Here is a 15,421-nt window from a genome sequence, read left to right on the forward strand (position 1 = left end):
TCGTTGTTCCGACGGATGCGCCCGCACCGCGGCCGAGGGTCGGCCGCGGTCGGCAACTCGCTGCACCGCCCGCGCAAGCCCGTCCCGTTCAGTCGAGTGCCGGCGCGCTTTTTTCCTCATCAAGAAGACATCACACCATGCGCCATACCCTTCTCTTCGCTGCGCTGTGCCTGACCGCCGCCGCTCCCGCCGTCGCCAGCGGCTTCGACGATTGGCCGACCAAGGTCGCCTTCAACGACGGCACCGAACTGGCCCTGACCGGCAACTACGGCTACGACTGGAACAACTTCTCCGACGACGACGCGCGCCTGGAAGACGACAACGCGTTCCGGCGCAAGGAATTCGGCGCCACGCTGAAGAAGAAGGGCGTGTACGACGCGATGGTGTACTTCGACTTCCAGTCCAAGCTGTGGCTGGACGTGTTCTTCCGCGTCGAGACCAAGGCGCTATTCGGCAGCGACTACGGCAAGGTGCGGCTGGGCTACATCAAGGTGCCGGTCGGCCTGGAAGGCGTGACCAGTTCGCGCGCCGACAGCTTCATGGAGACCGCGCTGCCGATCCAGGCGATCTACCAGGGCCGCCGCACCGGCGTGGAGTGGACCTTCGAGCGTCCGCAGTACCTGCTGCAGGCCGGCGCGTACGGCGGCAAGGACCTGCAGGGCGACAACCCCGGCACCACCCAGGCGGTGCGCGGCGTGTGGACCCCGTTCAAGGCCGAGGGCGACGTGCTGCACCTGGGCCTGGCCTACTCGCAGGAAAATCCGCGCGGCTACCACAACGGCCTGGACGTGAGCTTCAGCCCTCGCGTGCGTCTGCGTGCGCGCCCGGAAGCCGGCCTGACCGACGTGCGCCTGGTCGATTCGGGCACCCTGGTCGATGCCGACCAGGTGCGCCGCACCGGCCTGGAAGCGATCTGGATCAAGGGTCCGTTCTCGCTGCAGGGCGAGGCGCTGCGCGCCGAGGTCACCCGCGACAACGGCCGCCCCGACTACACCGCCGACGGCCAGTACGTCTTCGCCAGCTACGTGCTGACCGGCGAGTCGCGCCCGTACAGCGCCGGCAACGTGGCCAACATCAAGCCGGCCAACGCCTACGGCGCGGTCGAGCTGCTGGCCCGCTACAGCCGCCTGGATCTGGACGACGGCAGCATCCTCGGCGGCCGTGAGCACAACTGGACCCTGGGCGCCAACTGGTACCTGACCAGCCACTTCAAGTTCCAGGCCAACTACGTGCGCGCCGATGCCGAACGCGCCGGCGTGCGCACCAAGCCGAACTCGTTCGACCTGCGTGCGCAGGTGCAGTTCTGATCGACGCGCGCTGATCGGCACGTGCCGATCGGCATGCCCGATCAGGACGTACGGATCGCACGTTCTGATCGACGTCCCGATCGGCAATGCCCGATCGGGACGGATTCAAGAGGAAAATACAGCTTGGCGCCGCCGGCCTGGCCACACCGGGCCGGCACTGCCGAACTGCATCCGACGTCCGGCCGCGACGGCCGACGGCGCGATCGCATCGGCGCCACAGGTGCCGCCTGCCAGACCGATCGCCACCAGCGCGCACGCCGCTGCCGCTAAGCTGACGGCCATCGTCCGGCCGCGTCCCCTCCGCATGTATTCCGCTTCGCGCTATCGCCACCTCGCCCTGCTCCTGCTCGCCGTCCTCGGCGGCATGGCGCTGGCGATGCTGTCGGCCGGGCATTTCGCCGAACAGCGCGCGCTGCGCGCCGAGAGCCGGCAACTGCGGCAACAGCTGGACCTGTACGCGCAGACCCTGCAGCAGCGCATCGACCGCTATCGCACCCTGCCGCAGGTGCTGGCGCTGGATCCGGAACTGCGCGACGCGCTGACCCGGCCGCTGGACCCGGCCACGCACCAGCGGCTGAACCTGAAGCTGGAGCGCGCCAACGACGTCACCCGCTCCTCGACGCTGACCCTGATCGGCGCCGACGGCGTCGCCGTGGCCGCCAGCAACTGGCGCCTGGCCAGCAGCAACGTCGGCGCCGACTACAGCTTCCGCCCCTACGTGAAGCAGGCGCTGGCGCAGGGCAGCGGGCGTTTCTACGGCATCGGCATGACCACCGGCGTGCCCGGCTATTTCCTGTCGCAGGCGATCCGCGACGAGGCCGGGCGCACCCTCGGCGTGATCGTGATCAAGATCGAGCTGGCCGCGCTGGAGCGCGAATGGCTGCGCGTGCCCGACGTGGTGCTGGTCAGCGACCGCCACGGCGTGGTGTTCCTGTCCAGCCGCGACGCCTGGCGCTACCGCCAGCTGCAGCCGCTGAGCGCGCGCGAACGCGAGGAACTGCTGGCCACCCGCCAGTATGCCCGGCAAGCGCTGCTGCCGGCGCAGCGGCGCAGCCTGGACACGCTGGACGACGGCGGCCAGGTGATGCGCGTCGATGCGCCCGCGCAACGCGCGCCGCTGCTATGGCAGAGCATGGCGCTGCCGGAGAGCGGCTGGCGCCTGCACCTGCTGCACGACATCGGCGGCAGCCGCGCCGCCGGCCGCGCCGCCGCGCTGGCCGCGGCCGGCATCTGGCTGGCGCTGGTGTTCCTGGGCCTGCTGTTCCAGCAGCGCCAGCGCCTGGCGCGATTGCGCCAGCGCAGCCGGCGCGAACTGGAATCGCTGCTGCAACAGCACGCGCAGGAGCTGCGCACCGCGCAGGACGGCATCGTGCAGGCCGCGCAGCAGGCCGACACCGGCCTCAGCCGCAGCCTGGAGCATCTGCCGCAGGGCGTGGTGATCATCGATGCGCAGCTGCGCCTGGTGGCGTGGAATTCGCGCTACCTGGAGATCTTCCGCTTCCCGCCGGAACTGATCCGCATCGGCCGCCCGATCGAGGACGTGTTCCGCTACAACGCGCGCCGCGGCCTGCTCGGCCCCGGCCCGGTGGAGGCGGCGATCCAGCGCCGCCTCGACCACCTGCGCAGCGGCCGCCCGCACATGCGCGAGAGCGAGAAGGACGACGGCACCGTGCTGGAGATCCGCGGCAACCCGCTGCCCGACGGCGGCTTCGTCACCAGCTATGCCGACATCACCAGCTACAAGAACGCCGCGCGCGAACTGCGCTCGTTGGCCGATGCGCTCGAACACCGCGTCGCCGAACGCACCCGCGACCTGGCCGACGCCAAGCGCGAGGCCGAGAACGCCAACCGCTACAAGACCCGCTTCGTCGCCTCGGCGGTGCACGATCTGCTGCAACCGCTCAACGCCGCGCGCATGTTCGTCTCGGCGCTGCGCGGCAAGCTGCACGACGACGACGCGCGGCAGATCGCCGACCATGTCGACAACGCGCTGGTCGCGCAGGACGCGATCCTCAACAGCCTGCTGGACATCTCGCGGCTGGAAGCGGGCACGCTGAAGACCCAGGTGCGCGATTTCGCGCTGGGGCCGCTGCTGCAGGCCCTGGCGCACGAGTTCGGCATCGTCGCGCAGGACCGCGGCCTGCGCCTGGACTACATGCCGACCCGCGCCACGGTGCGCAGCGACGAGACCCTGCTGCGCCGCATCCTGCAGAACTTCCTGTCCAACGCCATCCGCTACACCCCGCGCGGACGCGTGCTGCTGGGCTGCCGCCGCGACGGCGAGCGCCTGCGCATCGAAGTCCACGACCAGGGCCCGGGCATCCCCGAAGCGCTGCAGCAGGAGATCTTCGAAGAGTTCCGCCGCCTCGGCGACGGCGTCGCCCATGATCGCGGCGCCGGCCTCGGCCTGGCGATCGTGGAGCGCATTGGCCGCCTGCTCGGTCACCGCATCGGCCTGCGCTCGCAGCTCGGCCGCGGCAGCGTGTTCGCGGTCACCGTGGCGCTGGGCGACGCCGACGCCGCGGCGCAGGCGCAGCCGCCGACTGCGGTGGCCAGCGACAACGGCGACGACCCGATCCTGCACGGCTGCCGGGTGTGGTGCATCGACGACGAGCCGCGCGTGTGCGAGGCCAGCCGCATGCTGCTGGAACGCTGGGCATGCCGGGTGGAACTGGCCGCCGGCCCGGAGGAAGCGCTGGCCGCGGCGCAACCGGCACAGGCGCCGGAGCTGGTGCTGCTGGACGTGCGCATGGGCGCGCGCGACGGCCCGGCCCTGTTCGCGCAACTGTGCGAGCGCTGGAACGCCGAGCCGCGGGTGATCCTGGTCACCGCCGAAGCCGATCCGGCGCTGCGCGCGCTGGCCCAGGAACGCGGCTGGGGCTTCCTGGCCAAGCCGGTGCGCGCGCCGGCGCTACGCGCACTGATGACGCAGATGCTGCTGCGCCGCGGTTGAGCGCTCTATCACCGGAGCAATAGCCCCTCTCCCCCCGGGAGAGGGGTTGGGGTGAGGGTCCGGCGCGCAGCGGCTCGCGGAGTTGGATGCACGAGGCTGCGCCCGTACCCTCATCCGCCCCTGCGGGGCACCTTCTCCCGGTGGGAGAAGGAAATAGCCGCGGTGCGCCTAACCCCTCTCCCATCGGGAGAGGGGTTGGGGTGAGGTGCGGCGCGAAGCGGCTCGTGGAGCTGGGTACACGAGGCTGCGCCCGTACCCTCATCCGGCCCTGCGGGCCACCTTCTCCCGATGGGAGAAGGAAACAGCCGCGGTGCGCCTTAGCCCCTCTCCCACCGGGAGAGGGGTTGGGGTGAGGGTCCGGCGCGAAAGCGACTCGCGGAGTTGGGTGCACGAGGCTGCGCCCGTACCCTCATCCGCCCCTGCGGGGCACCTTCTCCCGGTGGGAGAAGGGAAAGGGAACAGCCGCGCGTGCTTAGTCCCACCGATTCCCGGCCCCTCACCACTCGCGCGGCGCGATCAGTTCCTCGGCGTCGGCGTCGTCGAAGCCGTAGGTCTTGGCGATGTACAGGAAATCCACGCCGATGTTGTCGCGCGCGGCGGTCTCGATCTCGCTGTCGTGCGCCTCGAATTCCAGCGCCAGCGCGTTGAATTCCTCGGTGGCGGCGTGGGTAAGCCGGTACAACGCGGGCAGATCCTTCGGCGCCTGCGCTTCGATCGCCTCGCACAGCCGCAGCAGGATCTTCTGGCCCTTTCCGACCAGGAAGGAGGGGAAGTAGTCATCGTCCAGCATTTCCTGCAGGAACGGGTAGTACGTGATCTGCTCGTTGCTAAGGGGCATGGTCGGGGGATCCTTTCCGCCCGCAGGAAGCGCGGGCGCCAGTGCATAGCATCGCGTATCCGGGCGCGGCGGAAAATGCTCCCGGCACAGCCGGCGGCTGGCGGGCCGCGCCGACGGTCAAGCCTCGCCTTCCGGCTCCAGCGCCTTGACCAGCACCGCGGCCTGGGTCCGGCTGTGGCATTCGAGCTTTTTCAGGATCGCCGTCACATGCACCTTCACCGTGTTCTCGGCCAGGCCCAGCTCGTAGGCGATCTGCTTGTTGAGCAGGCCGTCGGCCAGGCACAGCAGCACGCGGAACTGCTGCGGGGTCAGCTGCGCCAGGCGCGCGGCCAGTTGCGCATCGGCCTCCGAGCGCGCCGCGGTCAGCGGCGGGAACCAGGTGCCGCCGTCGAGGACCGCCGCCACCGCGATGCCGATGGTCTCGGCCGGCGAAGACTTGGGGATGAAGCCGGCCGCGCCGAACTGCTGGGCGCGGCGGATCACCCGCGGGTGGTCGTTGGAGGAGATCACCACCACCGGCACCTCCGGGTGCTCGCCACGCACGTGCAGCAGCGCCGAGAAGCCGCGCGCACCGGGCATCGCCAGATCCAGCAGGACCAGGTCGGCATCGGGCAGCGCGGCCAGCGCGGCATCCAGCGTGGCGGCGCTGGCCGCCTCGGTCACCAATGCGCGCGGCAAGGCCTGGCGCAGCGCGTGCAGCACCGCGGCGCGGAACAGGGGATGGTCGTCGGCGACCAGGATCTTCGGCGTGTCCATGGCGACAGTCTGGCATGCGCGGCGGCGGCGGCGTATCGCCACGCCGGGGACGCCGCCGCAAGGGCCGGCACGCCGCCGGCGCAATGTCCGTGGCCGGGCCGTCAGACCAGTCGAGTCGTGCGGCGCCGGCTGGCATCCCGCCGCCCCCAACTCCCCTCCTGCGGGACTGCCCAGGGCGTGCCGCGGGTGTGGCAGGATGCGCGCGAACACCGGGCATCGGCGCCATTCAAGTGCCACCGCCCTCGGCCGATAGCGTGGCGTGACCCAACCTTTTTCGACCTTCCTGCGAAGCGCGCGCGCGGCCATGCGCCGCTGCGCGTTGCTGGCGGCGTTGTCGATGCCGGGACTGGCCGTGGCCGCGACGGCGGCCAGCGACGGCGACGATCCCGAGCTGCCGAGCAGCCTGGAGCATTTCGGCCTGGACGAGGGCCTGTCGCAACTCTCGATCAACGCGCTGCAGAGCGACGACCAGGGATTCCTGTGGATCGCCACGCAGGAGGGCCTCAACCGCTTCGACGGCCATCTGTTCCGCACCTACCGGCATGAACTCGGCCCCAGCGAACGGCAGAGCCTGCTCAGCAGCAGCATCGACAGCCTCGCCTTCGAAGCCCGCGGCACCCGGTTGTGGCTGGGCACCAACGACGCCGGCCTGGAAGTGATCGAGCTGGCCAGCTGGCGGCGGCATCGGCTGAGCACCGCCGATGGCCTGTCGCACAACCGGGTCACGAACATCCTGATCGATCCGCAGGGCGGTGCCTGGCTGGGGACCGAGCAAGGCATCGACCGCATCGATGCGGCGGTGCGGCGGGTGTCGCCGCTGGGCGGCGATGCGCCGGTGGTGGGCTTGACCTGGATGCCCGACGGCAAGCGCGCCGTGGCGCTGGACCGGCACTGCCGGCTGTGGTTGCTCAGCGCGAGCGCGCGCCAGGCGCTGCCGGCGCCGCCAGGCATCGACGAATGCGTAGCGCTGCAGTCCGGGCCCGACGGCCTGTGGCTGGCCTCGGCCAGCGCCGGGCTGTTCAAGCTCGACGCGCAGGGCGGCGTGCTCGCGCACTGGAGCACCGAGCAGCTGCTGACCGACCATGGCGATCTCAGCGCGCTGATCCGCCTGGCCGACGGGCGGGTGCTGGTCGGCTCCAGCAACGCCACGGTGACCCAGCTGGACACCGACGCGACGCCGCGGCGACTGCACTTCGACGCGCCGCCGCGAAGCGCCATCAACGGCTTCTACCAGGACGGCAACGGCACCTGGTGGATCGGCACCTACACCGCCGGGCTGTACCGGGTGCGGCCGTTGTCGGCGGTGATCCGCAACGACGAGGAAGGCCTCAGCGACGTCCATGCCTGGCCCAGCTCCAGCGTGCGCAGCATCTGGCGCGACGGCACGCGCATGCTGATCGGCACCGACCAGGGGCTGATGCTGCGCGACCGCGACCGTGCGCCGTGGCGGGTCCCGGCGCCGCTGGCCGCGCGCGCGGTACGCGCCATCGAGCGCGATACCCACGGCTGGTGGCTGGGAACCCGCCACGGGCTCTGGCGGCTGAGCGACAGCGGCGCGCTCACGCGCGTGGACGGGCTGGCCGATGCGCACGTGAACGACCTGCTGCGCGAAGGCGACACGCTGTGGGTCGCCACCCGCCGCGGGCTGACCCGGGTGGTCGACGGCCGCGTGCAGGACGATCCGCGCTGGGCGCCGCTGGCTGGGCGCACGCTGGCGCGGCTGTACCGCGACGCCCAAGGCACGCTGTGGATCGGCGGCAACGATTGCGGCCTGTGGCGCATGCGCGGCGATCGCGCGGCCGAGCCCTACCGGCCCGGCGGCGCCGGCCTGTACCCGTCGGTGTGGTCGCTGTACGAAAAAGACGGCGTCCTGTGGGTGGGCACCTTCACCGGCGGGCTGTACCGGGTCGACCTGAAGCACGACGTCGCGGTGCGCTACACCGACCGCAAAGGCCTCAGCAGCAACGTGATCTACACCATCCTGCCCGATCCGCAGGGACGGCTCTGGCTGAGCACCAACAACGGCCTGAGCGTGCTCGATCCGGCGACCCGCATCGTGCAGAGCCTGGGCCGCCGCGACGGCCTGCAGAACCAGGAATACAACAGCGGCCGCGGCTATCGCGACAGCCGCGGCCTGCTGTATTTCGGCGGCACGCAAGGCGTGGACGTGGTCGATCCGCGGCGGCTGCCGCTGCGCAGTCCGCCGGCGCGCGCGGTGCTGACCGACCTGCACGTGCTCGACGCCGGCGAAGCCCGCCACGGCGGCACGCGGCAGACCGAGACCGACGTGGTGTATGCGCGCGACATCGCGCTGGACCATCGCGACAACGTGTTCACCGTGGGCATGACCGCGATCGACTTCACCGCGCCGGGCACCGCGCGCCTGCGCTACCGGGTGGACGGCCTGCACAAGGGCTGGGTCTATCCGCAGACCGCGCACAGCGAGTTCTCGGTCAGCCATCTGCCGCCGGACCGCTACGTCCTGCAGGTGCAGGCGGCCGGGCGCGACGGCCAGTTCGGCCCCTCGCGCACGCTGCAGATCGAAGTGCGGCCGCCGCCGTGGCGGCATCCGCTGGCCTATGCCGGCTACGCGCTGCTGGGCCTGCTGCTGCTCGGCCTGACCGCGCAACGCGTGCGCCGCACGGTCAACCGCGAGCGCGACATGGTCGAGCTGCTGAACCTCACCGTCGCCGAGCGCACGCGCCAGCTCGAACGCGCCAACCAGAAGCTGTCGCAGAGCAATACGCAGCTGGAGGCGGCCACCCGCCTGGACCCGCTGACCCAGGTCTCCAACCGCCGCGAACTGCAGGATTGGCTGGCGCGCGAGTGCCCGGCGCTGCGCGCCGAGCTGGACGCGGGCAGCAGTACCGACGCGCTGTATTTCTTCATGATCGACGTCGACAACTTCAAGCGCATCAACGACGACTACGGCCACCAGGCCGGCGATACCGCGCTGGTGCAGTGCGCCGACAGCCTGCGCGCCCTGTGCAGAATCCGCGACCTGCTGGTGCGCTGGGGCGGCGAGGAATTCCTGCTGGTCACCCGGCTGCCGCGCGATGCCGCCGCCGAGGCGCTCGCCGAGCGCCTGCGCGCGGCGGTGGCCGCGCAGCATTTCGTGCTGGAGCAGCGCGACCTGGCACTGACCTGCTCGATCGGCTTCGCGCCATGGCCGTTGGTGGCGGCGTGGCCGGCGCTGGGCGATTGGGAACAGAGCGTGGGCCTGGCCGACCGCTGCCTGTATGCGGCCAAGGGCGCCGGCAAGAACGCCTGGGTCGGGGTGGTCGCCGGCGCGGCGCCGGACCGGCCGCGGGTGCAGGCCTTGCTGGCCGGCAGCCCGCCCGAGCAGCTCGGCGACAGCGTGCGCATCCTGCACTCCACCGCGCAGCCGCCACGCTTCGCGCGTTGAGCGGCGGTCGCCGCCGACGCCTCAGCGCGCAGGTGGCTTGCGGCGCATGCTGCTGCGCCAGGCATCCAGGAACTGGCGGCGCTTGAGCGCGTCCAGGTACACCAGCAAGCCCGGCCCCAGCGCGATCGGGCGGAACGCCGGTGTGGCGGCCGGCAGCGCGGCGCGTGGCCCCCCGGGCACCGCCAGGATCGGCTTGAGCCGCGCCTCGCGCGACAGCACCTGCTGGCCGCGCGGCGACAGCAGGTAGTCGAGGAACCGGCGCGCCTCGGCCGCATGCGGCGTATCGCGCGGGATGACCGCAGTGCGCAGCGCGACCAGGGTGTAGTCCTCCGGCTGCACGATCGCCAGCGGCGCGCCGGCGTCGATCCGCGCCTGCGCATAGGAACCGAGCACGTTGTAGGCCAACAGCAGTTCGCCGCGGCTGACCCGGTCCAGCAGCACGCCGGTACGCTCCTCCAGCACCACCTGGTTGTCGCCCAGCGCCGCCAGCAACGCGCCGGCCATGCTGCCGATCTGCCCGTCCTGGGTCGCGAACAGATAGCCGACGCCGCTGCGCTCCACGTCGTAGGTGCCGATCCTGCCGCGCAGCGGCATGCCCGGCGCGCGCAGCAGCTCCAGCAGCTGGCGGCGCGTACGCGGCACCTGCGCCGCCGGCAGCCGCGCCTTGTTGTAGACGATCGCCACCGGCTCGTAGCTGATCCCGAACGCCTCGTGCCGCCATTGCGCCCACGCCGGCAGCGCCTCGGTCTGCGGCGAGCGGTGCGCGAGCGCATGGCCGTCGTTCACCAGCTTGGTCTGCAGGTCCATGCTGGCGCTGATCAGCAGGTCGGCGCAGCGTGCGCCCGGCTGCGGATGCAGGTAGCGCTGGTACATGTCCCAGGCGATCACGTCCTGGTACACGACTTCGCTGCGCGGATGCAGCCGCTGGTAGTCGCCGATTACCGCGCCGAACACCTCGATGTCGGTCGAGCCCTGGATGCACAGTTGCGCCTCGGGCGTGCCCTGCGCCGGGAAGCGGCGCACGTCGCCGGGCGCGGCGACAGCGGCATGGGCCAGCGCGCAGCCCAGCAGCAGCGCGGCGGCGTGAAACGCGCGGAGCACGGTCATGGATGCAACCTCGGCAGGCGCAGGCTGGCGATCAGGCCGCCGCCGACGCGGTTGGACAGATCGATGCGCCCTCCGTGACTGTCGACCACGCGCTTGACGATCGCCAGGCCGAGCCCGGCGCCGCCGGCGGCCGCGCCCTCGCCGCGCGCGAAGCGCTCGAACACGCGCTCGGCATCGGCGGCGGCGATGCCCGGGCCGTGGTCGGCCACGGTCACCACGCAATCGCGCGCCTCGCAGGTCAGTGCCACCTGCAATGCGCCGTCGCCGCCGTACTTGCAGGCGTTGTCGATCAGGTTCTTGATCGCCTCGCGCAGCAGCAGCGCATCGCCGCGCACCAGCGCCGCCTCGCTGGCGACGGCCAGTTGCACACGCGGACGCGGCTGCGACTGCGGCAGCGCCTCGTGCAGGGCCTGGTGCACCACTTCGGCCAGGTCGACGCTGGCGTAGCGCTGCAGGTTGGAGCGATGGATCACGCTGGCGTCGCTGAGCAACTGGTTGAGCAGCCGGCTCATGTGCGTGGCGTTGCGCTCGATCGCCTCCAGGCTGCGACGCATGTCGCGCGGATCCTCCTCGTCCAGCGCCAGCTGCGCCTGCGCGCGCAGCGCCGCCAGCGGCGTGCGCATCTGGTGCGCGGCCTCGGCCATGAACGCGCGCAGGGTCTCGTTGCTGCTGGACAGGCGTGCCATGAAGCGGTTCAAGGCCGCCACCATCTGGTGCATTTCCTGCGGCGCGGCCACCGCCAGCGGCTTGAGTTCGGACGGCTCGCGCCGCGACAGGTCGCGCTCGATCCGCTGCAGCGGGCGCAATGCGCGATACACGCCCAGCCACACCAGCGCCAGCGACAGCAGCGACAGCAGCGCGATCGCGACCAGTGCGCGCAGCACCACGTCCTGCGCCAGCGCCTCGCGCGCGCGCCGGGTCTGCCCGACCTGCACCCACACCTCGTCCTGCGCGGCCGCCGAGGAGACCCGCCGCGCCACCACCGCGAAGCGCACCTGTTCGCCGCTGTAGAACGCGTCGAACAGTCGCGGCGCGGCGCTGGCGCGCGGCAGCGACGGCGCCTTCGGCAGATCGCCGTAGCCGGTGATGGTGCGCCCGCGCGCATCGAACACGCGATAGAACACCCGGTCCTCCGGTGCCATCGCCAGCAGGTCCAGTGCCGCGTACGGCAGGTCCACCTGCCACTGCCCGTCCGCCAGCGCCACCGAATCGACGATCGACAGCGCCGAGGACACCAGCAGATGGTCGTAGGAGCGGTTGGCCGCGCGCTGGCCGTAGTCGCGCGCGAAGAAGAACAGCGCCACCGCGCCGAGCAGCGACAGCGCTCCCAGGTACAGCAGCAGCGTGCGCCGGATCGACGGCGCCGGCAGCGCGGCTTCAGCCATCGCCAGGCGCATCCTGCGGTGGCGTCGATGGCGTTTCCGCATCCGCCGCTTCCAGCTTGTAGCCTACCCCGCGCACGGTGACGATGCGCAGCGGCGCGCCGGCCAGTTTCTTGCGCAGGCGCCCGACGTACAGCTCGATCGCGTTCGGCCCGGCCTCGTCGTCGAAGCCGAACAGGCCGTTGCCGATCTCGTCCTTGCCGACCACCTGGCCGAGCCGTCCGATCAGGATCTCCAGCAGGCGGTATTCGCGATTGGGCAACTCGATCGGCGCACCGTCCAGGCTGACGCTGTGCGCGGCGTTGTCGAAGGCGAAACCGCCCAACTGCACCACCTCGCTGGCGTTGCCGCGGTTGCGCCGCAGCAGCACCCGGCAGCGCGCCTCGAACTCGCGGAAATCGAACGGCTTGCCGAGGTAATCGTCGGCACCCACGTCCAGTGCCTGCACCCGATCCTCGATGCCGTCGCGCGCGGTCAGCATCAGCACCGGCGTGGTGTCGCCGCGCTCGCGCAAGCCGGCCAGCACGCGCAACCCGTCCAGCCCCGGCAGACCGATGTCCAGCACCACCAGATCGAAACGCTGGTAGCGCAGCACGCTGGCCGCCCCCAACCCATCGCTCTGCCAATCCACCGCATGCCCGCTGCGGCGCATGCGCCGCACGATCGCATCGGCCAGATCGGCGTTGTCCTCGACCAGTAAAAGGCGCATTGGGATTCGAGATTGGGGATTGGGGATTCGCAAACGCGATTCGGCCGGCGGATGCTAACCCGCCCACGGCAAAGGCGACAGCGACGCAACGCGCTTTTGCCAATCCCGAATCCCCAATCCCCAATCCCGGCCCCACTGACAGGTCGATGACAGCTACGCCCGACTAGGCTGCAGCCACGCTGGCCCGCGGCCTTCCGCTGCGGGCTACCGACTCATCGACGCGCTGCGCGCACCTGGGAGGGTACGTGGACCTGAAGAAACTGAGCCTGTGCGGCGCTTGCGCCTGCGCCCTGCTGTCCCTGCCCGCGTTGGCGCGGGCCGCGGATGGCGACGACGACGGCCCGGTCACCGCCGAACTCGGCGGCCGCCTGCACTGGGACTTCGCCCAGTTCGACAACGATGGCCGCGGTACGCCCAATCCCGACGACACCGAGATCCGGCGTCTGTGGCTCGACGTGTCCGGCAAGTTCTTCGGCTTCGGCTACAAGGTCGAAGGCGATTTCGCCGGGCTGCAGGACGATTTCAACAGCAAGGGCATCGAGGCCAAGGATGTCTACCTCACCCGCAAGTTCGAGGCCGGCACCCTGAGCGTCGGCCAGTTCAAGCAGTACTTCTCGCTGGACGACCGCACCGGCTCCAACTTCGGCCAGTTCCTGGAGCGCAGCGGCGCGGCCAGCACGCTGGCGCCGCTGTACCGCAAGGCGGTGTCGTGGCAGGCGGCCGGCAAGGACTACACCTGGGCGGCCAGCGTCTACAGCCTGGAGAGCATCGACGTCTCCAACATCAAGGGCGATGCGTTCGGTGGCCGCGGCACGTGGGCGCCGGGCGCGCGCGACGGCGACGTGCTGCACCTGGGCCTGTCGCTGGCGCACGAGCGCTACGCCCATCCCGGCGCCAACGGCGCGCCGGCCTTGAGCATCCGCCCGCGCCCGGCCGGGCACCTGTCCGACGACAGCCGCATCACCCTGGCGCGCTTCGCCGACGGCCGCGATACCGACGTGGACAAGTGGTCGCTGGAATACGCGCAGGTGCGCGGCCCGCTGTCGTGGCAGGGCGAATTCAGCGGCGGCCTGTTCGACGACGGTGCGCAGCGTGCGCAGGTGATGTCCGCCTACGGCTTCGTCAGCTGGTTCGCGACCGGCGAATCGCGCCGCTACGACAGCAAGACCGGGCGCTTCACCCGCATCGCGCAGGTCAACAACCCGCGCGGCGCGTTCGAACTGGCGCTGCGCTACGACCGCATGTGGGGCAGCCAGCACCTGGACGGCCAGGCGGATTTCCTCGACGCCTCCACCGCCTCGTGGACGCTGGCCGGCAACTGGTATCTCAAACCGAACCTGCGGCTGATGCTGAACCTGATCGACAGCCGCAATCGCGACCATCTGGCAGGGGCCACGCTTGATCGCACTCGGGCGATCACTGGGCGGTTTCAGTATGACTTCTGAGTGGGGAGGCCGGGACCAGGGACCGGGGACCAGGGACCCGGAAAAGCGCGACATCGCGATTTGAAGCTCTACCGACTTCCGTTCTTCGGGTCCCTGGTCCCCGGTCCCGCCGCCCTTTTCCGTACCACTCCAAGGAAACTCCCCATGCTGACCGCGCTCGGTTTCGGAATGGTCCTCACCTTCATGTACCTGATCATGAGCAAGCGGCTGTCGCCGCTGGTCGCCTTGATCATCGTGCCGATCGTGTTCGCGCTGGCCGGCGGTTTCGGCACCGGCATCAACGAGATGATGCTGGAAGGGATCAAGAAGATCGCGCCGACCGGCGTGATGCTGATGTTCGCGATCCTGTACTTCGGGGTGATGATCGACGCCGGCCTGTTCGATCCGCTGGTGCGGCGCATCCTGCGCCTGGTCAAGGGCGACCCGATGAAGATCGTGGTCGGCACCGCGGTGCTGGCGCTGCTGATCTCGCTCGACGGCGACGGCTCCACCACCTACATGATCACCGTGTCGGCGATGCTGCCGCTGTATCGGCGCATCGGCATGAACGCGCTGAACATGACTTGCGTGACCATCCTCGCCGGCGGGGTGATGAACCTGACCCCGTGGGGCGGGCCGACCGCGCGCGCGGCCACCGCACTGCACGTGGACCCGGCCGACGTGTTCGTGCCGCTGGTGCCGGCGATGGCGCTGGCGATCGCCGGCATCCTGGTGCTGGCGTGGTACCTGGGCATGCAGGAACGGCGCCGCCTCGGCGTGGCCGCGCTGCCGGGCGACAGTTGGATGGACAGCAGCGTGGCCGACGACGGCGATGCGCTGCCGACCGTTGAGGACGCCGAGGACATCAAGCGGCCGAAGCTGCTGTGGGTGAACCTGGCGCTGACCCTGGCGCTGATGGCCGCGCTGGTGATCGGCGTGCTGCCGATGCCGGTACTGTTCATGATCGGCTTCGCGCTGGCGCTGCTGATCAACTATCCGAACCTGGCCGAGCAGCGCCGGCGCCTGGTCAACCATGCCGGCAACGTGCTGTCGGTGGTGTCGCTGATCTTCGCCGCCGGCGTGTTCACCGGCATCCTGTCCAACACCGGCATGGTCGAGGCGATGTCGCGCAGCTTCCTGGCGGTGATCCCCGACGCCTGGGGTCCGTACCTGGCGGTGATCACCGCACTGGCCAGCATGCCCTTCACCTTCTTCATGTCCAACGACGCGTTCTATTTCGGCGTGCTGCCGATCCTGTCCGAAGCGGCCAGCCACTACGGCATCACCCCGGTGGAGATGGCCCGCGCCTCGCTGGCCGGACAGCCGGTGCACCTGCTCAGCCCGCTGGTGCCGTCGACCTATCTGCTGGTCGGCCTGGCCAAGGTCGACTTCGCCGACCACCAGCGTTTTACCTTGAAGTGGGCGGTGTTGGTTTCTCTGCTCCTGATGGGCGGGAGTCTGTTGTTCGCGTTGTATCCGTTGGCTGCTTGAGGAGCCGGGACCGGGGACCGGGGACCAGGGACCCGGCAAAGCGCGATA

The 15,421-nt window shown here is 70.6% G+C and carries 10 protein-coding genes; 5 read left to right on the forward strand and 5 right to left on the reverse strand.

All coding sequences use genetic code 11. From position 1 onward, the window contains the following. Positions 1–137 precede the first annotated feature (137 nt). A complete protein-coding gene (locus NUG20_RS17375; RefSeq protein ID WP_263395672.1) occupies positions 138–1,307 on the forward strand; it encodes an OprO/OprP family phosphate-selective porin in 1,170 nt (389 codons plus the stop codon). A gap of 304 nt (positions 1,308–1,611) precedes the next feature. Beyond that, positions 1,612–4,260, forward strand: a complete 2,649-nt coding sequence (locus tag NUG20_RS17380; protein WP_263395673.1) for a hybrid sensor histidine kinase/response regulator — start codon at positions 1,612–1,614, stop codon at positions 4,258–4,260. Positions 4,261–4,756: 496 nt separating this feature from the next. On the opposite strand, the gene NUG20_RS17385 is transcribed toward NUG20_RS17380, so the two are convergent. After that, entirely contained in the window at positions 4,757–5,098 is a 342-nt protein-coding gene (locus NUG20_RS17385) for a DUF5713 family protein (RefSeq protein ID WP_263395674.1), read from the reverse strand. Positions 5,099–5,215: 117 nt separating this feature from the next. Continuing rightward, positions 5,216–5,854 carry a LuxR C-terminal-related transcriptional regulator gene (locus NUG20_RS17390; protein WP_263395675.1) on the reverse strand — a complete coding sequence of 213 codons (639 nt, stop codon included), beginning with the start codon at positions 5,852–5,854 and terminating at the stop codon, positions 5,216–5,218. A 259-nt stretch (positions 5,855–6,113) separates the two neighbouring features. Here NUG20_RS17390 and NUG20_RS17395 point away from each other — a divergent pair, with 259 nt between their 5' ends. Continuing rightward, positions 6,114–9,260 carry a ligand-binding sensor domain-containing diguanylate cyclase gene (locus tag NUG20_RS17395; protein WP_263395676.1) on the forward strand — a complete coding sequence of 1,049 codons (3,147 nt, stop codon included), beginning with the start codon at positions 6,114–6,116 and terminating at the stop codon, positions 9,258–9,260. Positions 9,261–9,281: 21 nt separating this feature from the next. On the opposite strand, the gene NUG20_RS17400 is transcribed toward NUG20_RS17395, so the two are convergent. Genes NUG20_RS17400 through NUG20_RS17410 form a run of 3 tightly spaced genes read right to left on the reverse strand, consistent with a single transcriptional unit; the run spans position 9,282 to position 12,458 of the window. Continuing rightward, positions 9,282–10,367, reverse strand: coding sequence for an ABC transporter substrate-binding protein (locus NUG20_RS17400; RefSeq protein ID WP_263395677.1), 1,086 nt, complete (start codon positions 10,365–10,367; stop codon positions 9,282–9,284). Beyond that, positions 10,364–11,752, reverse strand: coding sequence for a sensor histidine kinase (locus NUG20_RS17405; RefSeq protein WP_263395678.1), 1,389 nt, complete (start codon positions 11,750–11,752; stop codon positions 10,364–10,366). The genes NUG20_RS17400 and NUG20_RS17405 overlap by 4 nt, the downstream gene beginning before the upstream one ends. Then, positions 11,745–12,458: a response regulator transcription factor gene (locus tag NUG20_RS17410; protein ID WP_263395679.1), complete on the reverse strand. Its 714-nt coding sequence runs from the start codon at positions 12,456–12,458 to the stop codon at positions 11,745–11,747. The genes NUG20_RS17405 and NUG20_RS17410 overlap by 8 nt, the downstream gene beginning before the upstream one ends. Positions 12,459–12,703: 245 nt before the next feature. On the opposite strand from NUG20_RS17410, the gene NUG20_RS17415 reads away from it, so the two are divergent. Together NUG20_RS17415 and NUG20_RS17420 are read left to right on the forward strand one after the other, a co-directional pair. After that, entirely contained in the window at positions 12,704–13,903 is a 1,200-nt protein-coding gene (locus NUG20_RS17415) for an OprO/OprP family phosphate-selective porin (RefSeq protein ID WP_263395680.1), read from the forward strand. Between the two features lie 144 nt (positions 13,904–14,047). Further along, positions 14,048–15,373 (forward strand): CitMHS family transporter, encoded by a 1,326-nt coding sequence (locus tag NUG20_RS17420; protein ID WP_263395681.1) that lies wholly within the window; start codon positions 14,048–14,050, stop codon positions 15,371–15,373. The last annotated feature ends 48 nt before the right edge of the window (positions 15,374–15,421 follow it).

The sequence above is a fragment of the Xanthomonas sp. CFBP 8443 genome, assembly GCF_025666195.1.
Taxonomy (GTDB): Bacteria; Pseudomonadota; Gammaproteobacteria; order Xanthomonadales; family Xanthomonadaceae; genus Xanthomonas_A.

Excerpts from the sequence above, each read along its gene's own strand:
- NUG20_RS17385 (WP_263395674.1), bottom strand. The coding sequence starts at position 5,098 with ATGCCCCTTAGCAACGAGCAGATCACGTACTACCCGTTCCTGCAGGAA.
- NUG20_RS17375 (WP_263395672.1), top strand. The coding sequence starts at position 138 with ATGCGCCATACCCTTCTCTTCGCTGCGCTGTGCCTGACCGCCGCCGCT.
- NUG20_RS17400 (WP_263395677.1), bottom strand. The coding sequence starts at position 10,367 with ATGACCGTGCTCCGCGCGTTTCACGCCGCCGCGCTGCTGCTGGGCTGC.
- NUG20_RS17380 (WP_263395673.1), top strand. The coding sequence starts at position 1,612 with ATGTATTCCGCTTCGCGCTATCGCCACCTCGCCCTGCTCCTGCTCGCC.
- NUG20_RS17390 (WP_263395675.1), bottom strand. The coding sequence starts at position 5,854 with ATGGACACGCCGAAGATCCTGGTCGCCGACGACCATCCCCTGTTCCGC.
- NUG20_RS17420 (WP_263395681.1), top strand. The coding sequence starts at position 14,048 with ATGCTGACCGCGCTCGGTTTCGGAATGGTCCTCACCTTCATGTACCTG.
- NUG20_RS17405 (WP_263395678.1), bottom strand. The coding sequence starts at position 11,752 with ATGGCTGAAGCCGCGCTGCCGGCGCCGTCGATCCGGCGCACGCTGCTG.
- NUG20_RS17410 (WP_263395679.1), bottom strand. The coding sequence starts at position 12,458 with ATGCGCCTTTTACTGGTCGAGGACAACGCCGATCTGGCCGATGCGATC.